The sequence below is a fragment of the Cytobacillus sp. Bac17 genome (assembly GCF_024519925.1).
GTDB lineage: Bacteria > Bacillota > Bacilli > Bacillales > Cytobacillaceae > Cytobacillus > Cytobacillus pseudoceanisediminis.
This window is the reverse complement of the sequence record NZ_JALJRC010000037.1, coordinates 18,959-41,239: the sequence shown is the minus strand read 5'-3', so window position 1 is coordinate 41,239 and position 22,281 is coordinate 18,959. Positions and strand designations below refer to the sequence as shown.

At 43.3% G+C, this 22,281-nt stretch carries 22 protein-coding genes; 20 read left to right on the top strand and 2 right to left on the bottom strand.

The genetic code is table 11. From position 1 onward, the window contains the following. Positions 1-346 precede the first annotated feature (346 nt). The gene (locus NR125_RS25630; protein ID WP_009332207.1) at positions 347-535 is read right to left on the bottom strand and encodes a hypothetical protein; all 189 of its coding nucleotides are present in this window, start codon (positions 533-535) and stop codon (positions 347-349) included. A 221-nt stretch (positions 536-756) separates the two neighbouring features. Between NR125_RS25630 and NR125_RS25625 the strand changes: the two genes are divergently transcribed. Further along, complete coding sequence (locus NR125_RS25625) at positions 757-987, top strand: hypothetical protein (RefSeq protein ID WP_034296171.1); 231 nt, start codon at positions 757-759, stop codon at positions 985-987. Between the two features lie 62 nt (positions 988-1,049). Here the strand turns inward: NR125_RS25625 and NR125_RS25620 are convergent, their stop codons facing one another. Continuing rightward, positions 1,050-1,766 (bottom strand): LysM peptidoglycan-binding and 3D domain-containing protein, encoded by a 717-nt coding sequence (locus NR125_RS25620; protein WP_009332206.1) that lies wholly within the window; start codon positions 1,764-1,766, stop codon positions 1,050-1,052. 646 nt (positions 1,767-2,412) lie between these two features. Here NR125_RS25620 and NR125_RS25615 point away from each other — a divergent pair. From NR125_RS25615 to NR125_RS25525, 19 genes are all read left to right on the top strand, one after another. Further along, positions 2,413-2,787 (top strand): NADH-quinone oxidoreductase subunit A, encoded by a 375-nt coding sequence (locus tag NR125_RS25615; RefSeq protein ID WP_009332205.1) that lies wholly within the window; start codon positions 2,413-2,415, stop codon positions 2,785-2,787. Continuing rightward, positions 2,778-3,290 (top strand): NuoB/complex I 20 kDa subunit family protein, encoded by a 513-nt coding sequence (locus NR125_RS25610; protein WP_256816402.1) that lies wholly within the window; start codon positions 2,778-2,780, stop codon positions 3,288-3,290. Before NR125_RS25615 ends, NR125_RS25610 begins: the two co-directional genes overlap by 10 nt. A 3-nt stretch (positions 3,291-3,293) precedes the next feature. Further along, positions 3,294-4,673, top strand: a complete 1,380-nt coding sequence (locus tag NR125_RS25605; RefSeq protein WP_009332203.1) for an NADH-quinone oxidoreductase subunit C — start codon at positions 3,294-3,296, stop codon at positions 4,671-4,673. A gap of 3 nt (positions 4,674-4,676) precedes the next feature. Next, a complete protein-coding gene (locus NR125_RS25600) occupies positions 4,677-5,777 on the top strand; it encodes an NADH-quinone oxidoreductase subunit D (protein ID WP_071157169.1) in 1,101 nt (366 codons plus the stop codon). Next, the gene (gene nuoH, locus NR125_RS25595; protein WP_009332201.1) at positions 5,777-6,784 is read left to right on the top strand and encodes an NADH-quinone oxidoreductase subunit NuoH; all 1,008 of its coding nucleotides are present in this window, start codon (positions 5,777-5,779) and stop codon (positions 6,782-6,784) included. Before NR125_RS25600 ends, nuoH begins: the two co-directional genes overlap by 1 nt. 394 nt (positions 6,785-7,178) lie before the next feature. Beyond that, positions 7,179-7,598, top strand: coding sequence for an NADH-quinone oxidoreductase subunit NuoI (gene nuoI, locus NR125_RS25590; RefSeq protein WP_009332200.1), 420 nt, complete (start codon positions 7,179-7,181; stop codon positions 7,596-7,598). Then, positions 7,595-8,116, top strand: coding sequence for an NADH-quinone oxidoreductase subunit J (locus NR125_RS25585; protein WP_009332199.1), 522 nt, complete (start codon positions 7,595-7,597; stop codon positions 8,114-8,116). Before nuoI ends, NR125_RS25585 begins: the two co-directional genes overlap by 4 nt. Beyond that, complete coding sequence (nuoK, locus tag NR125_RS25580; RefSeq protein ID WP_009332198.1) at positions 8,113-8,427, top strand: NADH-quinone oxidoreductase subunit NuoK; 315 nt, start codon at positions 8,113-8,115, stop codon at positions 8,425-8,427. The genes NR125_RS25585 and nuoK overlap by 4 nt, the downstream gene beginning before the upstream one ends. A 144-nt stretch (positions 8,428-8,571) precedes the next feature. Beyond that, positions 8,572-10,440, top strand: a complete 1,869-nt coding sequence (gene nuoL, locus NR125_RS25575; RefSeq protein ID WP_256816398.1) for an NADH-quinone oxidoreductase subunit L — start codon at positions 8,572-8,574, stop codon at positions 10,438-10,440. After that, positions 10,437-11,954, top strand: coding sequence for an NADH-quinone oxidoreductase subunit M (locus tag NR125_RS25570; RefSeq protein WP_256816396.1), 1,518 nt, complete (start codon positions 10,437-10,439; stop codon positions 11,952-11,954). The genes nuoL and NR125_RS25570 overlap by 4 nt, the downstream gene beginning before the upstream one ends. Positions 11,955-11,960: 6 nt before the next feature. Continuing rightward, positions 11,961-13,475, top strand: a complete 1,515-nt coding sequence (gene nuoN, locus NR125_RS25565; RefSeq protein WP_256816395.1) for an NADH-quinone oxidoreductase subunit NuoN — start codon at positions 11,961-11,963, stop codon at positions 13,473-13,475. Between the two features lie 288 nt (positions 13,476-13,763). Beyond that, a complete protein-coding gene (locus NR125_RS25560) occupies positions 13,764-14,015 on the top strand; it encodes a DUF1146 family protein (RefSeq protein ID WP_256816394.1) in 252 nt (83 codons plus the stop codon). Positions 14,016-14,287: 272 nt separating this feature from the next. Beyond that, a complete protein-coding gene (locus NR125_RS25555) occupies positions 14,288-15,031 on the top strand; it encodes a YwmB family TATA-box binding protein (RefSeq protein ID WP_009332193.1) in 744 nt (247 codons plus the stop codon). Positions 15,032-15,064: 33 nt separating this feature from the next. Further along, positions 15,065-16,375: a UDP-N-acetylglucosamine 1-carboxyvinyltransferase gene (gene murA, locus NR125_RS25550; RefSeq protein ID WP_009332192.1), complete on the top strand. Its 1,311-nt coding sequence runs from the start codon at positions 15,065-15,067 to the stop codon at positions 16,373-16,375. 414 nt (positions 16,376-16,789) lie between these two features. After that, on the top strand, positions 16,790-18,376 hold the full coding sequence (locus NR125_RS25545; RefSeq protein ID WP_071157171.1) for a sensor histidine kinase: 1,587 nt from the start codon (positions 16,790-16,792) through the stop codon (positions 18,374-18,376). Between the two features lie 22 nt (positions 18,377-18,398). Beyond that, positions 18,399-19,085, top strand: a complete 687-nt coding sequence (locus NR125_RS25540; RefSeq protein WP_192907953.1) for a response regulator — start codon at positions 18,399-18,401, stop codon at positions 19,083-19,085. Between the two features lie 183 nt (positions 19,086-19,268). Then, positions 19,269-20,246: a tripartite tricarboxylate transporter substrate binding protein gene (locus NR125_RS25535; protein WP_019380628.1), complete on the top strand. Its 978-nt coding sequence runs from the start codon at positions 19,269-19,271 to the stop codon at positions 20,244-20,246. Positions 20,247-20,258: 12 nt separating this feature from the next. Further along, positions 20,259-20,708: a tripartite tricarboxylate transporter TctB family protein gene (locus NR125_RS25530; RefSeq protein WP_009332188.1), complete on the top strand. Its 450-nt coding sequence runs from the start codon at positions 20,259-20,261 to the stop codon at positions 20,706-20,708. Positions 20,709-20,729: 21 nt separating this feature from the next. Next, the gene (locus NR125_RS25525; RefSeq protein WP_009332187.1) at positions 20,730-22,235 is read left to right on the top strand and encodes a tripartite tricarboxylate transporter permease; all 1,506 of its coding nucleotides are present in this window, start codon (positions 20,730-20,732) and stop codon (positions 22,233-22,235) included. Positions 22,236-22,281 lie beyond the last annotated feature (46 nt).

The window sequence follows — 22,281 nt, the reverse complement described above, 5'->3', positions numbered from 1 at the left end:
TGTCGATGCAGGCGATGCTTACTTTCGCTGCCATGAATTTGAAGAAAATGGCCAACTGGACTTGGCAAGGTCCAGAAATGGCCTAAATGATAACCTCGGAGAGGTCTGCAATTCTCTGTAATTACTTGAAGTCCCACAAAAAATGAAAAAAAGAGTTCGGAATGAGACTATTCCGAACTCTTTTTGTCTACAAACTGACAGGCTGCCTTTTAGAGGGCAGCCTGTTTTTAGGTGAACTTAATCGAATGGTATTGATGGTTGATATGTTGGTGGGTGAGTGGCTAATAGCTGCAATCCGGGTTTTATACATAAGAAAGGACAGGCATAGGCCTGTCCTTGTATTATTTTAATACTTTGTCTGGTCATATAGGGTTAACTGATCCAGGTTTTTATGCACGGTCATAAGCTTTTTGAGAAGGCTCATGAACTTTTGTTTATCTTCAAAAGGAGTGACGTCTAGTTCTTTTTTTAGCTCATTGCTTTTTTTAACGAGCTCATCGAATTTTTGAATAACTGGGCAGTTGTTTTTAGTCATATGAATTTCTCCTAATTTAAGCTCTTGAGATAACTTTATCACAAAATATAATTTCATAGGAAACAGCCGTGTGACATTTATATTAAAAACAAATGGCCTTTTTAACTAATTTAACTATTTTGTTAAATGTGTCAGATTCTGTTGAAACCCGGGGAATAGAGTCTTATATTATCAACATGGCTTAGAAAGACAAGGTTTAAGAAAACCAGGGGGTGAGATCCTTGTCGACTGTATTATTTGGAACGATAGAATACTATGAAAGAGAGTTAATCAGCTATTTTACAAATAATCATATAAGCAATAAGGATGATGCAACCATGAAAATATTCATCATGCTTGAAGCGGAGATTTTCAATGTATTTTTATTTGACGAAGCGATACGGATAAAATGTATGCAAAATCTATTAAAAGCCTTTTGCCGGGTGTCTGAAACATACCTGGTTAAAAAGTAGCCATTATTATGAATAGCACAATTAAGAGGTCCCTGTGTGAGAGACCTCTTCGTTAATTGCAATTAATTCAGAATCGTAACTTTTACCTCTTTTCTTCCCCATTGCATGGCATCTGGTGTGGCAGGAATAAACACATCAATTTCATTTCCCTTAATTCCTCCGCCAATATCCTCGGCAGTAGCATACCCGTATCCTTCTACAAATACTTTAGAACCCAAAGGAATTACCTCCGGATCCACCGCAATAACTTTTGCATCCGGGTTATCCATAAGATTTACTCCTGTTTTAGTAATGCCGATGCATCCTTCACAGCTGGCTGTATAGGCAGTTGCCGTGACAGTCAGGTTTTTGCCTGCTTCAGCTGCAGGCTGTCCTGTGTTAGCGGCTTTTACAACTGTTTTAGATTTTATTTCCTTCGCAGAGCCATTTTTATAGATGATAAGCTCTAAACCGGGTTTAATAACGTCTGAGTTTAGCTGATTCCATTTTTTGAGGTTATGTACTGTAATACCGTATGTTTTGGCAATATTCCATAGTGTATCACCGGATTTTACTATGTAGATTTCTTCAGGTGAAACATCGAGTTTATCATTTGGATGAATCAAATCCCCGGCTAGACCATTCCAGTTTTTAATATCCTGAACGGTCACTTCATGTTTTTGTGCTATGGACCAAAGGGTATCCCCTTTGTTTACAGTTACTTCTTCTGCATATGCGCTCGCACCTGCTGTACTCCAGATGGTTAAAGCTGCGAGCAGATAATAAAAATATTTTTTCATATTAAAGCCTCCTAATAGCTTGGTTGACAATTTCTATGCTAGCACAGAAAATTCAGAGAAAAAGAACAGGGGAGTTATAATTTAATTACGCACATTTCAAGAAATTAACGAAGAAACGGCAAAACATAATAATGTTCATAATAGATGAACAAAAAGCATCAGAAATGGTCATATTTGATACATTTAATCCTTAAGATGGTTTAAATAGAAACTTTTGTATGTGATTTATTTTCCGATATGTCAGTGCTGTATATTGATAGAACAGGAACTGACCGATAAATTGGAAAAGTGGCCGATAAACTTAAGGAGCAATGAATGCAAAAAACTCAGGCTTAAAATAAAAAACTCTTTTAAGGTGTTAAATATCTCACTGACAAAGCAGGTGGTTTAATTTTTAATGGTAGATAAATATAAATGAAGATTTTAATGGATATTGACTGGGGGAAAGCTCATATAATCTGGAGAAGGTGTTAAACCAGCTGGGAAGTGCGTATGGAAATTCTCTTCCGGCGATCCGATTTGAGGCCTAGATAGAATTTCCAATAATAGTCTGAGGTTGTGTCGACACATGGGGGAGTAGGGTGTATAATGGTTACGGTTACATGTTTAAATGTTGTGAAAATTTTCAGCATTGGAGGGGATAGGCATGGAGCTTTGGAATTTATATCAGAATAACTATTTGATAGTTTTTGTGTTTTTGTGCCTGGGAGTTTTACTGCCTGTGGTGGCTTTGTTTTTGGGAAAGCTTTTGCGGCCCTATAAGCCATATGATACGAAGTATACCACATATGAGAGCGGGATTGAGCCATTCCATGATTCGAGGGTGCAGTTCAATGTCCGCTATTATATTTTTGCCCTGATGTTTGTCATTTTTGATGTAGAGACGGTATTTTTGTATCCTTGGGCTGTGGCCTATGAGAAACTTGGTATTTTTGCATTGATTGAGATGCTGATTTTTGTATTTATGCTAGTAATTGGACTTGTTTATGCATGGAAAAAGAAGGTGCTGAAATGGATTTAAAGTTGGATAATATTTCACCAGAAGAAATGGAAGAACTGCAGCGAAATGTGTTTATGGCAACTTTGGAACAGATTAAAGCGTGGGCGCGGAGTAATTCATTGTGGCCAATGACCTTCGGGCTTGCTTGTTGTGCCATTGAAATGATGGGTGTTGGTTCATCGCATTACGATTTGGACCGTTTCGGATCTTTTTTCCGTACATCTCCCCGCCAGTCTGATGTCATGATTGTTTCAGGTACAGTAACAAAGAAAATGGCGCCAATCGTCCGCCGTCTTTACGATCAAATGCCTGAACCAAAATGGGTGATTGCAATGGGCTCCTGTGCAACAGCGGGAGGGCCATATGTTAAATCTTATTCAGTTGTAAAAGGGGTCGACCAGATTGTCCCTGTTGATGTATACATACCAGGATGCCCGCCGAACCCGGCAGCATTGATTTATGGAATTAATAAGCTAAAAGAAAAAATCCGTTATGAGGCTAAGATTGGGAAGAAGGTGATCTAACCTATGAGCGGAGAAAAGGATCTTGAACAGCTGAAAAAAGAAGCAGCAGCTAAAGCGAAGGCTGCAGCTCTGGCTAAAATGAAGGCGAAAGAGCAGGGTGAAGCGAAGGAAGAAACACCTGCAGAAGACATGGATCTGGCTAAGCAAAAAGCCGCCGCAGCTGCGAAGGCAAAGGCTGCTGCCCTAGCAAAGATGAAAGCGAAAGAGCAGGGTGAAGCGAAGGAAGAATCCCCAGCAGAAGACATGGATCTGGCCAAGCAAAAAGCTGCTGCCGCTGCGAAGGCAAAGGCCGAAGCACTGGCTAAAATGAAGGCGAAAGAGCAGGGTGAAGCGAAAGAAGAAACCCCAGCAGAAGACATGGATCTGGCCAAGCAAAAAGCCGCCGCAGCTGCGAAGGCAAAGGCTGCAGCACTGGCTAAAATGAAGGCGAAAGAGCAGGGTGAAGCGAAGGAAGAATCCCCAGCAGAAGACATGGATCTGGCCAAGCAAAAAGCCGCTGCCGCTGCGAAGGCGAAGGCTGCAGCACTGGCTAAAGTGAAGGCGAAAGAGCAGGGGGAAGCGAAGGAAGAATCCCCAGCAGAAGATATGGACATTGCCAAGCAAAAAGCCGCCGCCGCCGCAAAAGCAAAGGCCGCCGCAGCAGCTAAGGCGAAAGCCGCTGCTCAAGCAAAACAAGCTGGCGGGGATGACGAGAAAGCAAAGGCTATTGCAGCCGCAAAGGCGAAAGCCGCCGCTGCAGCAAAAGCAAAATTAGCTGCGGCAGGCAAAGCTGGCGGATCAGCTGATGATGAAAAGGCCAAGGCAATCGCAGCCGCAAAGGCAAAGGCCGCCGCCGCAGCTGCCGCAAAGGCAAAAGCTGCCGGAAGCAAGGCAGACACTGAACGGGCTGCAGAAAAAGCGCCATCCGTTAATCAGCCTTATCTTGATAAATATGTGAAGGTAATTGAAGAGAATCTTGGTGCTGACGTTCTTGAAGAGTACTATATTAATGATCTTTCCAAGGATGTGCCTACTTTAGTTGCCAAGGCTGAATCATATTTTAAATTGGCAGAATTCCTGAAATATAATGAACAACTTGGTTTTGATTACCTATCAGAGCTTCATGGCACTGATTTTGAGACGCATATGGAAGTGTATGCTCATTTATACTCATACAAAAAGCGCCAATCTGTAGCCCTTAAGGTTAAAATTGACCGCGATAAGCCGGAAATTGATTCTCTGCAGCCGTTATGGGCTGGAGCGGATTGGCCGGAATGTGAAACGTATGATTTGCTGGGCATTCAGTTCAAGGGCCACCCTAATTTATATCGGATTATGCTTGGGGAAGACTGGATTGGGCATCCGCTGCGCAAAGACTATGAACCGTACGATGTGGAGGTGTAACCAATGCTGCGAACCGAAGAAATGCTTTTGAATGTTGGACCTCAGCATCCAAGTACGCACGGTGTTTTCCGCCTTGTTCTGAAAATTGACGGTGAGATCATCAAAGAGGCGAAACCGGTCATCGGCTATCTGCACCGCGGAACGGAGAAATTGGCTGAAAACCTGCAGTATACGCAAATTATTCCTTATACAGACAGAATGGATTATCTTGCCGCTATGACGAATAACTATATCCTTGTGCATGCCGTTGAAACGATGATGGATCTTAAAATTCCGGATCGGGCCGAATATCTTCGGATAATTACCATGGAACTTGGCCGGATTGCCAGCCATCTCGTATGGTGGGGTACCTATTTGCTGGATATTGGAGCGACAAGCCCATTCCTGTATGCATTCAGAGAACGTGAAATGATCATCAATATGCTGAATGAAATATCCGGGGGCCGCTTAACGTTTAACTATATGCGTGTCGGCGGTGTAAAATGGGATGCTCCTGAAGGCTGGATTGAAAAAGTAAGAGAGTTTGTTCCCTATATGCGTGAACAGCTGAAAGGCTATCATCAGCTTGTAACAGGAAATGAAATTTTCATGAACCGTGTCAAAGGGGTAGGAAAGTATACGAAAGAGGATGCTTTAAACTACTCCCTGAGCGGTGCAAATCTTCGCTGCACAGGCGTGAAATGGGATCTCCGGAAAGATGAGCCGTATTCCATCTATGACCGCTTCGATTTCGATGTTGCCGTTCAGGACGGCGGGGATGCGTGGGCCAGGTATCATGTGCGCATGAAGGAAATTGAAGAATCATTAAAGATCCTTGAACAGGCAGTGGAACAATTCCCTTCAGAAGGCGAAATACTGGCAAAAGTTCCGAAAATCATCAAAGCGCCAAAAGGGGAAGCGTTTGTAAGAATCGAATCTCCTCGGGGGGAAATCGGCTGCTATATCGCGAGTGATGGAAAGAAGGAGCCATATCGCTTAAAATTCCGAAGGCCATCATTCTATAATCTTCAAATTCTCCCTAAACTGCTTGAAGGCGAAAACATTGCGAACTTGATTGCTATTTTAGGGGCAATTGATATTGTCCTTGGGGAGGTGGACGGTTAATGGTAGAAGAACTTCTTTATTCCGAAGCAGGTCTGCTGAATTTCGGTATTTTCTTCTTGCTTGCCACCGTTTTGCTATTAGTCGTTTTGGGGTTTGTTACTTATGCCATCCTGGCAGAACGTAAAGTCATGGGGTTTATGCAGCTGCGCCATGGCCCGAATCAGGTCGGAGGACGCTGGGGGCTGCTTCAGACCGTTGCTGATGTATTAAAGCTTTTATTAAAAGAAGACACCATTCCTAAACTTGCAGACAGGCCGCTGTTCATTCTTGCACCGGTCATTGCGTTTGCACCGGCATTTATGGTGCTGGCAACGATTCCTTTTACAGATAAACTTCAGTTTGCTGATATTGGAGTTGGACTGCTGTATTACATAGCCATTTCCGGACTGACAACAGTCGGTATTGTCACCGGAGCTTGGGCTTCCAATAATAAATATGCCCTGCTTGGGGGGATGCGTGCTGCGGCCCAGATGATTTCTTATGAGATCCCGCTCGTTATGTCTGTATTAGGCATTATCCTTTTAACAGGCAGCTTAAACCTCAATGAGATCGTGGAAGCGCAAAAGAATGGCTGGTTCATCATTTGGCAGCCAATTGCTTTCATCGTATTCCTGATTGCTTCGACAGCTGAGCTGAACCGTGTTCCATTTGACTTGCCTGAAGCTGAATCAGAGCTGGTCGCAGGTTTCCATGTTGAATATTCCGGCTTCCGCTGGGCGTTCTTCATGCTTGCGGAATATGTATATTTCTTTGCAATGGCTTCGTTGACAACCGTATTATTCCTTGGCGGGTGGCTGCCGCTTCCATTCCTGGAATTCATTCCGGGTGCCGTTTGGTTTGCACTTAAATTCACGGCTGTAATCTTTATCTTGGTTTGGTTTCGTGTCACATTCCCGCGCCTTCGTGCAGACCAGCTCATGGAATTTGGCTGGAAGGTTCTGCTGCCCGTAGCGCTTGCGAATATCTTCTTAACAGCTTTGCTGAAAGAATGGCTGAATATATTTTAATTGAAGACCGGCCTCATAAAGTTTTGTGAACTGTCTAGCTCCACAAGGAACGATTCGACAGCATCGTCATCGCGGGACTAAAAAGCGTTAGCTTTTAGGAGCGGCCTACCCCCTCGAGGTCACAAGCTTGTCTAGTTGCGGCTCCTAGGGACGAAAGACTAGCCAATCCCTTTCAGAAGGAAAGAACACCTTCTTGCAGGGCTCGTCTTGTGCTTGTCGGGGGTGGGCAAGGCGCTTCCGCATTTCTAAAATTGTCCAGCTCCAGGCGCCATCGGCTCTCGGGTCTAAGCCAATCCGTCCAAAAGGTTAAAAAACAACCTTCTAGCCGGCTCGTCTTATGCTTGTCGCCGATAAGCGGGCGCCGTATGCATTTCTTAACAAGGGGTGAAAAAACATGCTTGGTTTAGCGAAAGGATTATCGTATACCCTAAAAAACCTGACTCGCAAAAAGGTAACCTATGACTATCCGAATGAACCGCTTCCGCTTCCGGACAGGTTCAGGGGAATTCAAAAGTTTTATCCTGAAAAGTGCATCGTGTGCAATCAGTGTGCAAATATTTGTCCAACCGATTGTATCCAGCTGACAGGCAAAAAGCATCCGGACCCTGCCAAAAAGGGAAAAATCATTGATACCTATGACATCAATTTCGAAATTTGCATCCTTTGCGACTTGTGCACAGAGGTCTGCCCAACCGAAGCGATTATCATGACCAATAATTTTGAACTGGCGGAATATAGCCGGGATGAGCTGTTTAAAAATCTTGAATGGCTTGATGAAAATGATGAAAATATACGGAAGGTGAATAAAGCATGACGTTTTCAGGTGAGTTTTTAGCGTTTATGTTTCTAGCTTTAGTTGCGGTCATCGGCGGCGTGCTTTTATTAAACCTTACCAAAGTCGTGCATATGGTTGTCGCCCTGGTATTTACATTTGTAAGCATTGCCGGAATTTATGTGCTGCTTTCAGCTGAATTCCTGGCTGCCGTCCAGATCTTAATTTACTCCGGTGCCATTACCATCATCATGCTGTTCGGAATCATGCTGACACGCCATAACGATACAAGCGAGCCGAAAACAGGACGCTTTCGAAAGCTGTTATTATTCCTGGGTGTGCTTGGCTTTGCTTTCGCGGTGTACATCGGGATTTATAACCTCGATTTGCCGTCAGCACCGAATGACCTTCATGTCAATAATACAGAGCAAATCGGAATTGAGCTTTACTCAAAATTCATAATTCCATTTGAAGTAACATCTGTCCTATTATTGGTCGCTTTAATTGGTTCAATTGTTTTGGCTAAGAGAGATGATGAAAAGGAGGCGGAAAAGGAATGAGTACAGTTCCCGTTCAAGCCTACCTGGCCTTGGCTTTAATTCTTTTCTGCATCGGGCTGTATGGTGCCTTGACAAAGCGCAATACCGTGATTGTCCTGATTTCAATCGAACTGATGCTGAATGCGGTCAATATCAATCTGGTGGCATTCAGCAAATACGGCATTATGCCATCCATAACAGGCCAGATATTTGCTTTGTTTACAATCACTGTTGCAGCCGCAGAAGCAGCAGTTGGCCTGGCGATATTAATTGCCCTGTACCGTAATAAAAAGAGTGTTAATATTGATGAAATGGATGCTATGAAGCACTAAAGAGACTGTGGAAATGCAGCCGGACTGGCTGAGAATAGAGAGTAGTGAAGGCTGCCATATATGGCGCCGCCTTTATGGACCTGAAAAAAGGTCCCAATCTGACACGCCAAGCATTAGGGTGTGTTCAAAAAGGGGATTGTGATAATGATGGAGAATGCATGGATCATACCGCTTTTCCCGCTTTTATCGTTTTTGTTCCTTATTTTATTCGGCAAACGGCTAAAAGAAGCGAGTGCTTATATAGGAATTCTGTTTACACTGGCATCGCTTGTCTATTCAATATTGGTGCTATTTGACCGGTTTTCGGCACCAACTTTTAAAGCAGAAGGCGTTTGGCTGACTATAGGGGATGTTCAGTTAACAGCGGGTTTTGAAGTTAATCAGTTAAATGCATTGATGCTGGTAATTGTATCGCTTGTCAGTTTCCTGGTACATACGTATTCGAAAGGGTATATGCAGGGTGATGACCGCTTCCCTGTTTTCTATGCTTATTTAGGGTTATTTACATTTGCCATGCTGGGCCTTGTCATCTCGCCTAATCTGCTTCAGACGTACTTCTTCTGGGAACTTGTCGGACTTGGTTCCTTCCTGCTGATCGGTTTCTATTTTTACAAAGAGGAAGCAAAGGCTGCGGCTAAAAAAGCATTTATCATGACCCGTATTGGGGACGTCGGCCTTTTGATCGGAATGATTCTATTATTCTGGCAGGCTGGCAGCTTTGAGTATGATGAAATTTTTGCAGCTGTTGAAGCTGGTGCCATTTCTGGCACAATGATTACGTTAACAGCCATTCTTATCTTTGTAGGGGCTGTCGGTAAATCGGGCCAATTCCCGCTGCATACCTGGCTTCCGGACGCAATGGAAGGACCGACGCCGGTCTCCGCATTAATCCATGCTGCGACAATGGTAGCGGCAGGTGTGTATTTAGTGGCAGCGCTGTTCCCGCTGTTTACAGCAAGTGAAACAGCACTGATGACTGTTGCTGTAATTGGGGCATTCACAGCCATTTTTGCGGCAAGCATCGGCCTGGTCCAAAAGGATATAAAGCGGGTGCTCGCTTATTCAACCGTCAGCCAGCTTGGCTATATGATGCTGGCGCTCGGTTCTGCCGGATATGTAGCCGGTGTATTCCATTTAATAACACATGCCTTTTTCAAGGCCTTGCTGTTTCTTGCAGCCGGAAGTGTCATCCACGCGGTTCATACACAGAATATTGAACATATGGGCGGATTATGGAAAAAGCTGCGCGTGACTGGCCCTCTATTCCTGATTGGGACACTGGCGATTAGCGGGGTTCCATTATTTTCAGGGTTCTTCAGTAAAGATGAGATTTTAATTGCTGCCTGGGCGCATGGGAATACAGTACTGTTCTGGCTAGCGGTGATTGCTGCGTTCTTTACGGCATTTTATATGTTCCGTCTGTTTTTTATGGTTTTCGCTGGTGAAGCAAGAACCGATATGAAAAATGTTCACGAGTCGCCTGGTGTAATGACGCTGCCAATGGTGGTCCTAGGAGTGCTGGCTGTAGTGGCTGGATATGTGAATACGCCATGGTTTGGTACGTTTCTTGGTGATTGGCTCGTGGAAGATAACCATGCTCTGGGCCATGGCCATATTGAGGGACCTGCATGGATAATGATTGTCGCCACTGCTGTATCCCTGCTTGGAATTTTCCTTGCCTGGCTAATGTACGGCAAACGTTCGCTTGCCCGTGACTGGCTTACAAGCAGAATGCCGCTTTCATACAACGTTCTGTACAATAAATACTATATTGATGAATTCTATTCGCTGACAGTGGTGAATGGTGCGAAATTCATTAGCTCATTTCTGCGATTCCTGGAAGTGTTCCTGGTTGAAGGACTCGTGAAGAGCGTTACTGGAATCACGTCTGCACTCGGAAGACTGGGTTCTAAATTTCAAAATGGCCAGATTCAGACATACGGAACAGCAGCGTTTGTCGGGCTTGCTATTTTAGTTGTCATCTATGCGTTTACGGGGGGGTACTTAAAATGAACTTAGCGTATTTTCTATCCATTTTAGTTTTCTCCCCGCTCCTTGGTATTTTAGTATTATCATTCCTGTCGAAAACACAGGAAACATTGATCAAGACCGTAGGATTTTTGGCTACCATTCCGGCACTGATATTGGCGCTGATAGCCTATTTTCAATACCGGGCAGGTGCAAGTCTGGAACAGCTGAATGAAAAAGTCAGCTGGATTCAGTTTGGAGATTCCGGCCAGCTGGGCAACCTTTTTTCCATTGATTATGAACTGGGGCTGGATGGATTTTCATTAATCATGGTTGTGCTCACTGCTGTGCTTTCTACACTGGCAGCTATTGCTTCTATTCATATTAAAAAAGAATGGAAGGGCTACTTCATGCTGTTCCTGCTGCTTGAAGTCGGCATGCTTGGTGTATTTGCGGCTGAAAACCTGATTCTTTTCTTTATTTTCTTTGAAATCACCTTGATTCCGACCTTCTTCCTGATCGGGAAATGGGGTTACTTTGAAAAGGAAAATGCCGCTTACAGCTTCCTGATCTATAACGGTCTCGGATCTGCTGTGCTGCTGATTGTCATTATGGTGCTGTTTGCCCGTACTGGCACAGCTAATATTGATGCTTTGATGGCCGCAATGAACGCGGATAATCCGCAGCTAGTTGCGCCAATCTCTGAAAATATGAAAATGGGCATGCTGATTGCGCTTTTAATTGCGTTTGGAGTGAAGCTTCCTATATTCCCGCTGCACAGCTGGATGGTAAGGGTGCACGTACAAGCTCCGCCATCAATAGTCATGCTGCATGCCGGAGTGCTTTTGAAAATTGGTGCCTTCGGTTTAATCCGCTTTGGTATGGGAATATTTCCTGAGCAATTCCAAAGTATTGCTGTATGGCTGGCTGTGCTCGGAGTCGTGAATTTACTGTATGGAGCATTTCTGGCATTTGTTCAGACCGATTTTAAAATGGTGCTTGCCTACTCCTCTATTTCCCACATGGGAATCGTTTTAATCGGGTTAGGCGCATTAAATGAGGCAGGAATCCAGGGGGCGATTTTCCAGGTTGTTTCCCACGGTTTAATCGCAGCACTTTTATTCTTCCTTGTTGGTGTTTTCTATGAACGCGTTCAAACATCCAATATTCAAAATCTCGGAGGTTTGGCAAAAGGGATGCCGCTTACAGCAGGCTTCCTGCTTACAGGGGCTATGGCCTCACTTGGCCTGCCTGGCATGTCTGGGTTTGTAAGTGAATTTATGGCCTTCCTTGGCCTGTTTAAAGAAATGCCGATTCTTGCCGCAGTCGGTGCGATCGGAATCATTATGACAGCTGTTTACCTGCTTCGCGCGGTACTGGGCATCACATACGGCAAAGCGCTTAGAGATTTTGCCGGCGTAACGGATATGAGGAAGTTTGAGTTTGTGCCTGTCCTGGTATTAGTCGGCTTAATTGTCCTGATTGGTGTTTATCCGAGTGTACTGAGCGAACCGCTGACATCAACACTTGAAACGATCATGCTGGGGATAGGAGGGTGATGAAGGATGGATCTCGAAACATTATTATCATATGAATGGGGCATTATGACGCCGGAGTTCATCATCCTTGGTGTTGCGACCGCTCTTTCACTAATGGATTTGTTTATGCCGAAATCACAAAGCCGTAAAATTCTCGGCTGGGTCGGCTTTGCCGGAGTTCTGGCAGCACTTGTTTCTTTACTTGGCCTTATCGGACACGGCCCGGAATCCATTTTGCTTGATACATTCAGGCTTGATTCATTTGCAAATGCTTTTAAGCTGCTGCTTTTGATCGGATCGGCAATGGTACTGCTGATTGCCATTGGCTATGAGCCAAATGAAGGATTGGAAGAGTTCAGGGGGGAATTTTTCTATCTATTCATGGCTGCATTGCTTGGAGCGATGATCATGTCTTCAAGCGGAGACTTAATCACCCTGTTTGTGGGACTTGAGCTTCTTTCCATCTCGTCTTATATTCTGGCAGGCATGAGAAAAAGAAATCTGCATTCAAATGAATCTGCCATGAAATATGTAATAAATGGCAGTATCGCCACAGCGATCACTTTGTTTGGAATGAGTTATGTATACGGTTTAACTGGAACTACGAACTTAAAGGAAATGGCAGGATTTTTGCCATCCATCTATAACGAGCAGCATATTTACCTGCTTGGCCTTGCGTTCTTTATGATTGTGGTGGGGCTATCCTTCAAGTTGGCAGCAGCACCGTTCCATATGTGGGCGCCTGATGTGTACCAGGGCGCACCAACACCTGTAACAGCTTTTTTAAGTGTAGTTTCCAAAACAGCCGGGTTCATCATTATAATCCGCATCCTGTTCTCAATCTTTGCGAATGCACCATCCGGTGAGGCTCAGGGGCTGCCGATGATTCTTGCTCTCCAGGATTACATAGCCTTCCTGGCCGGCGCCACGATGATTATTGGGAACCTGATTGCGTTAAGACAGCGGAATATCAAGCGTTTGTTTGCCTATTCCAGTATCGCACAGGCTGGTTATCTGCTGGTCGTCATTGCGAGCATGTCATTGTTCATGTTTGATACACTCTGGTTTTATCTGGGAGCCTACTTATTCATGAACTTGGGTGCTTTTGCGATCATCCAGCATGTAACACATAAATCGGGCTCTGAAGATATCAGCCAATTTGCCGGCCTATACCGCCGCGCTCCGTTCCTGGCCATTGCCATGGCCATCTTCCTGCTCTCGCTTGCAGGAATTCCGGGAACAGCCGGATTTATTGGCAAACTGAATATCTTTATGGGTGCATTAGTGCCGAGTGAAGGGCATTATGTATTAGTATCGATAATGATTGCGACAACAGTTGTTTCATACTTCTATTACTTCGGCGTAATGGTGCAAATGTTCTTCAGGCCAGCAGGTGATACAGGGAAGGTTAAGATCCCAGCTGCATTAACAGCTGTTATCGGCATTAGCCTGGCAGCAACAATCCTATTTGGAGTTGCACCGAATATCGCATTTGACTTCCTGCAGGGCAATTTCAATCAGTTCACTGATTTCTTTCAGTAAGGTAAAATCGCTTTATAGGATGGGGATTATAAAAAAGCTTTTACAAAAAGGGGACAAAAGGGGTATTAATAAGAGGGGGAATTTACCCCTCTTTTTGTTTGCCCCTGTTTACACTTCGTGTTTTTTCGACAATTCGATATAATAGACATACAAACTGCGAAAAAGAAAGAAACTTAATTTTCAAAAAATATACAGTCATGAAACTTACCTGGTAAGATAAACGTCAAATGGTATTGTAGCGCACAAAACAGGTAAGCGACGTGGCAAATTGTTAAGGGAGGGAAGAAGATGGTATCAGGATTTGGGCAACAGGCACTTATCAGCATTATGTCTCATCTGGTGTTTATTGCGCTGGCCTGGTGGGCGCTTCAGGCACTGCAGTTTGAAACGCTATTGCGGGCGAATCATGTTTTTCAGGCAAGAGTACTGTATGTTCTGCTTTCCATTGTGATTGGATCAGCCGTAAGCAATTTCTTTCTCGATTATCTTCTATGGTCCCAGCAGCTGCCGCTTATTCTGCAGAACATCACCTTTCTTTAGGAGATGCATTTGATGGCCATATTTTTTATAAATATAGGTCTTCATACATGTTTTCATTTTGATAATTATTGAGTAAAATCTTTTTGTTGCTTGTTTTCCTGCATACATACTAGTTTGTGAAATGGTTTTCAAAGTATGCAAAAAAGGGCAGGAATAACATCGGAGTTAACAGTGATTTTGCTGCCTTTTCAGTTTGTCAAAAAGTGACGACAATTCCCAAGTATGCTCTCTCTATCCTTGGTAACAATGGTACTAAGGGGAGGAGTTTAGAGATGAAAAAATTATTCATGACATTATCCATTATTGCCATTATTGGTTTCATGATGATAAACATTGGGAATAAGACGACTGTAGCCAAAGGGGAGCTTGACCTGTTAACGATGGCCTCGGTTTTACAGGGCGAGAATATTTTAATCAAGAATTGGACTTTGCATGCGAGAGAAAAAATGGAAAACCTTCAAACCCTTCAGGAAGTGAAAGCATTCACCGATGAATTGCAGTCGAAATATCCTGATTGGGAATGGAGCTTTCAAAGATCAGAAAAGGCTTGGGAAGCAGAAGCTATTATTATGAAAACAGATACTCAGTCAGAAGCAGTAAAAGTTTTATCGACCCCCACAAAAGGTCAAGTTCAGACGTATGTGATTTATGAGGCCAAAGGTCAGGGGTGGAAGAAAGAACAAAGCGAACTGGCTGCAGAACTGAATAGTAAGATTTCTGACATTTTTCGAGGAAATGCCACAATTTTCTCTTGTATCCAGGGTGAATTCAATGATAAGATGAATAAGTCTTTGCCTGATACTGCAGCTCAATTGCTGGCAGCTTTTAATGCAACGGAAATAGAAGCAATAAAAGAAGACCAATTTATTTCAGCATCAGCAAATTCACCGCTTTTTGGTGAATCCATTGAGACAAATGGCAATAAAATGAACATGCAGCTTGGATTACGGACACAAGGAATGGGCGCCAAGACAAACATAGTTATTGGCACACCCATCATTACGATTGAATATTAATATAGAGAAATTGGACGCGGAGGGGAATACACTTTGGATAAAATCATCGTCCGCGGCGGAAATAGGTTAAGCGGTACTGTCAAAGTAGAAGGAGCAAAAAACGCTGTCTTACCGGTTATCGCCGCAACACTGTTAGCAAGTGATGGCAAAAGCGTAATTCGTGATGTCCCAACACTCTCCGATGTATATACTATTAATGAAGTATTACGCTATTTAAACGCCGAAGTGGAGTTTGAAAATAATACAGTAACAGTAAATGCATCTCGAGAGTTGAAGGTAGAAGCACCTTTTGAATATGTACGCAAAATGCGTGCTTCAGTTTTAGTCATGGGATCTTTATTAGCAAGAAATGGCCGTGCCCGTGTGGCATTGCCAGGGGGCTGCGCAATTGGTTCCCGCCCGATCGATCAGCATTTAAAAGGCTTTGAAGCGATGGGTGCGAAAGTAAAGGTTGGTAATGGCTTTATTGAAGCGGAAGCACCAGAAGGCCGCTTGCATGGAGCAAAAATATATCTCGATTTCCCTAGTGTTGGTGCTACGGAAAACATTATGATGGCTGCAACATTAGCCAAAGGCACAACGATTTTGGAAAACGTAGCAAAGGAACCGGAAATTGTTGACTTAGCTAACTTCCTGAATAAAATGGGTGCCAAGGTTAAAGGGGCAGGAACTGGCACGATCCGCATTGAAGGCGTGGACGTACTGTTTGGTGCAGAGCACAACATCATTCCTGACCGCATTGAAGCAGGTACATTCATGGTAGCAGCTGCCATTACAGGCGGAGACGTTCTTGTAAAGGGTGCTGTTCCTGAGCATTCCGCTTCTTTGATCGCCAAGATGGAAGAAATGGGTGTTACCTTCATCGAAGAAGCTGAAGGAATTCGTGTACTGGGTCCAGATAAATTAAAGGCAGCTGATATTAAAACAATGCCTCACCCTGGCTTCCCGACAGACATGCAATCACAGATGATGGCCCTATTGCTTCATGCTCAGGGTACAAGTGTAATCACGGAAACTGTATTCGAAAACCGATTCATGCATGTGGAGGAATTCCGCCGCATGAACGCTGATATTAAAATTGAAGGCCGTTCTGTCATTATGAACGGACCAAGCAATCTGCAGGGTGCAGAAGTAGCTGCTACAGATCTTCGTGCAGCCGCTGCGTTGATCCTGACTGGATTGGTGGCAGATGGCGTAACACGCGTAACAGAGCTGAAGCATCTTGACCGCGGATACGTGAATTTCCACGAAAAGCTTGCTGCACTCGGTGCAGATATCGAACGTGTGACAGAAGTGGAAGAAACACCTGTTAATAGCAGCATTGTTTCTGACATGAACGCGTAAGTAATGCCAATCAAGGCGGCCACCTGCAAGTCGTCAAAATAGTCGCCTTGCGCGCATTTCAAACTGAAACCGCAGAATCGAGCTGTCAGAGGACTGACGAATCGATTCTGCGGTTTTTAATTTCTGATAAGAATAACATTTGAACGTTGATAACTATCTAGTTCCAGCGAGGTCACAATCCGAGCCCCCCAACGCCTTTCCGAGAGGCTCGACTTGTTGTGCTTGTCGGGGGTGAGCACCTAAGGGAAGCTTCCTTGGGTGTTCTTCGCAGGAACAAGCGCTTTTGGCTTTTTCCGAAGGCGCTTGCGCTTTTCTTATTGGCCGACTAGTAAGAAATATTCATGGATAATTTTGAATATTTATACTAATATAATAGAAAAAGATGGGATATAGTGAACAGCTAATGAAGATATCATGAAAAAATTCCTAAAGGTTTCATTGAAGGTGAAAATTCTGGGATTGGTCCTTATGCTGATTATATTTATCATCACTTCTTTATCAGGTCTATTTATTTATATGAAGCAGGCTGATGATGTGGTAAAGGCGAGGGAAATTTCCTTGGAAACGGCCAAGACCCTGTCTTATATGCCTGCCCTGCAAGACTTTTTTCGGCATGGCGGCGAATATGAAAATATCAATATATTGATGGACCAGATTAAATATCAATCCAAGCCCATGACTGTATTTTTTCAGGGCCGTGATGGGAGGCTGATTGCTTCAACAGATGAACAGGGTTTATATAAAATGCTGAATAATGACAATGCAGATAAAGCGCTTACTTATGGGAGCTATTACGTACTCCAAACAACGGAAAACGGCAGAAAGGTGCTTAAAGCGATTGCCCCAGTTATGGTGGATTATGGGCCATATAAAAAAGTGGAGGGTACAGTCGTTGTTTTATATGAAATGGATGCGATATATATTTCTATTTGGGACGACATCGCAAAGATTCTAAAGGCCTCCGTATTAATCTTAATCATGGGGATTTTTGGAAGCTTCCTATTGGCCAACAGCATTCGCAAAGATACTCTCAATCTGGAACCATATGAAATTGCCGCTTTGTTCAGAGAAAGAAATGCAATCCTGCAATCGGTGCGAGAGGGAATCATTGCTGTGGATGCACAAGGAGTTATCACCATGATGAACTCGTCTGCACAGCATATGCTGGATATTGAGGCACAGGCAGAAGGTCGGCCCTTAACTGAAGTAATTGACTCCTCAGAAATGTTAAAGATCCTTTCAAACAATGAAAAACAAATGAATGTTGAAATACAATACAAAGAAAAAATTATGATCGTCAGCACTGAGCCAATTATTGAAGAAGAACAAAAGAAAGGGATGGTCGGAAGCTTTCGTGATCGGACAGAGATTAAGCATATGATTGATGCCCTATCTGAGGTTAGGCAGTATTCCGATGACCTGAGAGCTCAAGCTCATGAATTCACCAATAAGCTGTATGCCATTCTCGGCCTTCTTCAGCTGAATAAGAAGAGGGAAGCGATTGAGTTTATTAAAAATGAGGCACATATCCATTCAATAGAGGAAGATTTATTACTATCGAAAATACAGGATGAAAAAGTCCAGGCCATCCTATTAGGGAAAATGGCGCAGGCATCGGAAAAGAAGATAAATTTTGTTATTGACCCAGAAAGCTCGCTGGAATCCCTACCGGAAAAATTCAAGCTATCTTCCCTGATCATTATTTTGGGAAATCTCATTAATAATGCATTTGATGCCGTTGCAGAAAAAGAAGAAAAGATGGTTCATTTCTTTGTGACAGATATCGGAAATGACGTAATTTTTGAAATCAATGACAACGGCAAGGGAATTAAGGATGAGGATAAGCCGTTTATTTTTCAAACCGGTTTTTCTTCTAAGGGAAAACATAGAGGATATGGACTTGGGAATGTAAACGATGAAGCACGATCATTAGGCGGAATGATTGAATTTGACAGTAATGAAGAAAATGGTACGGTGTTCACTGTCTACTTGCCAAAATGATTATCTCTTATAAAGGGGGAATTTGAGTGGGGTAATCAATGTTGTAATTGCTGAGGATGATTTCCGAATTGCGCAAATCCATGAAGAATTTTTATCAAGGGTTAAGGGCATGAAGTTAGTCGGGAAGGCCTTAAATGCTAGGGAAACCATGAATTTATTGAACGTCCATCAAGTGGATTTGCTGCTGCTGGACATATATATGCCGGATAGATTGGGAACAGACCTGCTGCTGGAAATCCGTGAAAAGTTCCCCACACTGGATGTTATTTTGATATCAGCCGCCAGAGAAAAAGAATATTTGCAAAAAGCCTTGAAATTTGGCGTCCATAACTATTTGATTAAGCCGGTAACAATGGAGACCTTGATCGGAACACTTGAGAAATATAGGCAAGATAAGCAGATCCTGGACTCAATAGCGGAAGTAAATCAGGATGCCATTGACCGGTTATTTGGAAGCCGCAAGGTGAAAGAGGATAAACTTGATTTGCCTGCAGGAATTGACTACCTTACCTTAAACAAAGTAAGGCAAATACTAAAGAAAGAGACGAAAGGCATGTCCGCTGACAAGGTTGGCGAAAAAATGGGCGCATCCAGGACTACGGCCAGAAGGTATCTTGAATATTTGGTAAGTGCCAATAAAGCGTATGTGGAGCAGGAGTATGGAATTGTAGGACGGCCGGAACGAAATTATTACATAAAAGAAGGATGAGGAAAGGTCCGAGTGATCAGGGCTTTTTCTTTTTTTTATAAATATGTGAACCAATGAACATATGAACATAATGAACAAAATGCATATAAAGGTTTATATGGACATTTTTTTGAAAACGTTTACACTATGGTATTTAGAATTTATTATAAATTCAGAATAAATAACTTATAAGGAGTGGATACCATGAAAAAACTTGGAATATTAATATTATCTGTAGTATTGCTTTCGGCATGTTCATCAGGTAAAGCATCTAACAGTGCAGATTACCCTTCTAAGAACATTGAAATTGTAGCCCCTGCATCTCCGGGTGGAGGATGGGATTTGACTGCCCGATCCGTACAGAAAATCTTAAAAGATAACAAACTAGTCAAGAGTAATGTAAATGTCATTAATAAGCCGGGAGGCGGCGGTGAGGTGGGCTGGAACTATCTGCACAGCAAAGACTCTCATAACCTTGCAGTAAATTCGAGTTTGCTCCTGACGAATAATTTACTGGGACAAAGTAAGCTGACGCACAAAGAATTTACTCCGTTAGCAACTCTGGCCACTGAATGGCAGGCAATTGCCGTATCGGTTGATTCTCCATATAAATCCATCAATGACTTAATGGACCAGATCAAGAAGGATCCAAAGTCCATTAAAATCGGAGTTGGCCCTGGATTAGGAAATGATGACCATCTGGCATTTGTACAGGTTGCAGACATGAAAGGGATCACACCAGCAGATTTGAATTTCCTTGTTTATGATGGTGGCGGGGGAGATGTGGTTACCGCTTTGATGGGGAACCATGTGGATGCTGTAACCACATCGTTATCAGAGGTTAAGGATCAGCACTTGGCTGGAAAGCTTAGAATCTTGACTGTATCCTCTGATAAGACATTGGAAGAGCTCGAAGATGTGCCTACACTCCAGGAAGAAGGAATAGATATGGTCTTTCCTCACTGGAGAGGTATTATGGGCCCGCCTGACATGACTGAAGAAGAAATCAAATATTGGGATGAGAAGTTAACGGAAATGGTTAAAACGGATGAATGGAAGAAGCTGCTTGAGAATAATGACTGGGATGACTTCTATCAAAATAGTGAAGAAACCAAAGCGTTTTTTGATGAACAGGAGAAGTTATACAAAGATCTGATCAATGATTCTGGATTGGTTAAGTAAGGGAGCGATGGGATGAAAGCCGTAAAAATAGGAATGCCTTTGTTAATGATCATCATTGCCGGTTTCTTTTTAATCAGCTCATTCGCTATTCCAAAGGCAAATCTCGGAAACCCAAACGGGCCTTTATACTTTCCGATAGGATTAAGTATTTTCATGCTGGTGCTTAGCGTCATCTATCTCTTTAACGAATTAAAAACCCTGCATGAACATAATGGGAAAATCCAGGGGCTTTTTGAGGGGAGAACATTGAAATTAATAGCAGTGACCATCGCCCTGGGAGTGATTTACGCTTTTATTTTCGAACCTTTTGGATTTCTGATTTCTACCATTATTTTTCTGGGATGTCTGCTCTTCTATGTGAATGGATGGAAGAAGTGGAAGGCTAATATCATTGTCACGGTTTCATTTTCGTTCATAACCTGGTACGGCTTTAGTGAATTATTGGGTGTGAGTTTACCATAAATATGGAGGTGAGAAGTTAGCATGGATGCTTTCTTGCAAGGGTTCCAGATCGTTTTACAGCCAATGAATATTTTTTGGGTTGTAATTGGCGGGTTTTTAGGCACGATTGTCGGCATGCTCCCAGGCCTGGGGCCAGCTACAGCTGTTGCGGTGTTAATACCCATTACCTTTGGGATGGACCCGACAAGTGCGATCATTTTAATGGCTGCCATTTATTATGGTGCCATGTATGGCGGCTCAAGAAGTTCGATTCTCCTCAATACACCGGGGGATGGATCTGCCATCGCGGCCACCTTTGACGGATATCCGATGGCTCAAAAGGGACAGGCAGGAGAGGCAATGGCCATTTCCGCAGTGGCTTCCTTTATCGGCGGTGTATTGGCGGTCTTTGGTTTTATCTTTTTGGCAAAGCCGCTGGCAAACTTCGCTTTAAAATTTGGCCCATCAGAATATTTCCTATTAATGCTTTTAACATTATCGGCGATTGTATCACTTTCTATCGGTAAAATGGTGAAAGGCTTCATCGCGATGGCGCTGGGTCTTCTGATCAGTACCATTGGAATTGACCCCCAGACGGGGGTGCACCGTTTTACAATGGATATTCCCCATTTAAGTGAAGGTATTGAATTCCTCATTGTTATTATTGGTGTTTATGCAGTAGGAGAAGTTTTTTATAACTTTTTAACTATTGATAAAGTAAAAAAAGAAAAGAAAAAGGTTGGAAGAATCTGGTTTACCAAGGAACAATGGAAAAGGTCGAAATGGCCGATACTTCGCAGTGCTCCATTAGGATTTATCGTTGGTGTCCTCCCTGGGGCGGGAGGTTCGATTGCTTCCATGATGAGTTATTCTTCTGAAAAGCAGCTATCAAAGAAGCCTGAGGAGTTCGGTGAAGGTGCTGTTGAGGGACTTGCAGCTCCGGAATCATCCAATAATGCTGCTTCTGTTGGGGCAATGATTCCGCTTTTGACCATGGGAATTCCAGGTTCAGGCACGACAGCGGTCATGCTGGGAGCTCTTATCATGCTGGGAGTGAGACCAGGCCCCTTGCTTTTTGAAAATGATCCTGGAATGGTATGGGCCCTGATCAACAGCATGTTTATTGGAAATATCGCATTAGTCATCATCAATATTCTCCTTGTCGGCTTATTGGTGAAAATCCTGGATACACCAGCTAAGGTTCTATATCCGCTTATCATCATGCTGGCGTTTATAGGCACATACACACTCAGCTATAGCACCGTTGATTATTTCCTGCTGCTTCTTTTTGGCGTAATTGGGCTTTTCATGAAAATAATGGACTTCCCAATTGCCCCTCTGGTGCTGGCAATTATTGTGGGCGGGGATATGGAGCAGAATTTCCGGATGGCCCTGACTTCATCTAACGGCAGCTTAAGTATATTCTTTTCTTCCGGAATATCGATTACACTGATTGTGCTGACTGTACTTTCTTTGTTCTATCCAATTGTGATCAATAAGTTCAAGAAGAAAAGCAGAAATGATGATAAAGATGCTATCTCTGCTTAATATGGATCCAGGAAAGTCCACCAGAATAATGGTGGATTTTCCTGTT

What these genes read in the sequence shown, in the direction of transcription:
- NR125_RS25560 (WP_256816394.1), top strand. Translation starts at nt 13,764, where the DNA reads ATGGTATCAGGATTTGGGCAACAGGCACTTATCAGCATTATGTCTCAT.
- NR125_RS25570 (WP_256816396.1), top strand. Translation starts at nt 10,437, where the DNA reads ATGAACTTAGCGTATTTTCTATCCATTTTAGTTTTCTCCCCGCTCCTT.
- NR125_RS25605 (WP_009332203.1), top strand. Translation starts at nt 3,294, where the DNA reads ATGAGCGGAGAAAAGGATCTTGAACAGCTGAAAAAAGAAGCAGCAGCT.
- nuoH (WP_009332201.1), top strand. Translation starts at nt 5,777, where the DNA reads ATGGTAGAAGAACTTCTTTATTCCGAAGCAGGTCTGCTGAATTTCGGT.
- NR125_RS25535 (WP_019380628.1), top strand. Translation starts at nt 19,269, where the DNA reads ATGAAAAAACTTGGAATATTAATATTATCTGTAGTATTGCTTTCGGCA.
- NR125_RS25620 (WP_009332206.1), bottom strand. Translation starts at nt 1,766, where the DNA reads ATGAAAAAATATTTTTATTATCTGCTCGCAGCTTTAACCATCTGGAGT.
- NR125_RS25545 (WP_071157171.1), top strand. Translation starts at nt 16,790, where the DNA reads ATGAAAAAATTCCTAAAGGTTTCATTGAAGGTGAAAATTCTGGGATTG.
- nuoL (WP_256816398.1), top strand. Translation starts at nt 8,572, where the DNA reads ATGATGGAGAATGCATGGATCATACCGCTTTTCCCGCTTTTATCGTTT.
- NR125_RS25600 (WP_071157169.1), top strand. Translation starts at nt 4,677, where the DNA reads ATGCTGCGAACCGAAGAAATGCTTTTGAATGTTGGACCTCAGCATCCA.
- NR125_RS25530 (WP_009332188.1), top strand. Translation starts at nt 20,259, where the DNA reads ATGAAAGCCGTAAAAATAGGAATGCCTTTGTTAATGATCATCATTGCC.
- nuoK (WP_009332198.1), top strand. Translation starts at nt 8,113, where the DNA reads ATGAGTACAGTTCCCGTTCAAGCCTACCTGGCCTTGGCTTTAATTCTT.
- NR125_RS25615 (WP_009332205.1), top strand. Translation starts at nt 2,413, where the DNA reads ATGGAGCTTTGGAATTTATATCAGAATAACTATTTGATAGTTTTTGTG.
- NR125_RS25525 (WP_009332187.1), top strand. Translation starts at nt 20,730, where the DNA reads ATGGATGCTTTCTTGCAAGGGTTCCAGATCGTTTTACAGCCAATGAAT.
- NR125_RS25630 (WP_009332207.1), bottom strand. Translation starts at nt 535, where the DNA reads ATGACTAAAAACAACTGCCCAGTTATTCAAAAATTCGATGAGCTCGTT.
- NR125_RS25585 (WP_009332199.1), top strand. Translation starts at nt 7,595, where the DNA reads ATGACGTTTTCAGGTGAGTTTTTAGCGTTTATGTTTCTAGCTTTAGTT.
- nuoI (WP_009332200.1), top strand. Translation starts at nt 7,179, where the DNA reads ATGCTTGGTTTAGCGAAAGGATTATCGTATACCCTAAAAAACCTGACT.
- NR125_RS25610 (WP_256816402.1), top strand. Translation starts at nt 2,778, where the DNA reads ATGGATTTAAAGTTGGATAATATTTCACCAGAAGAAATGGAAGAACTG.
- nuoN (WP_256816395.1), top strand. Translation starts at nt 11,961, where the DNA reads ATGGATCTCGAAACATTATTATCATATGAATGGGGCATTATGACGCCG.
- NR125_RS25555 (WP_009332193.1), top strand. Translation starts at nt 14,288, where the DNA reads ATGAAAAAATTATTCATGACATTATCCATTATTGCCATTATTGGTTTC.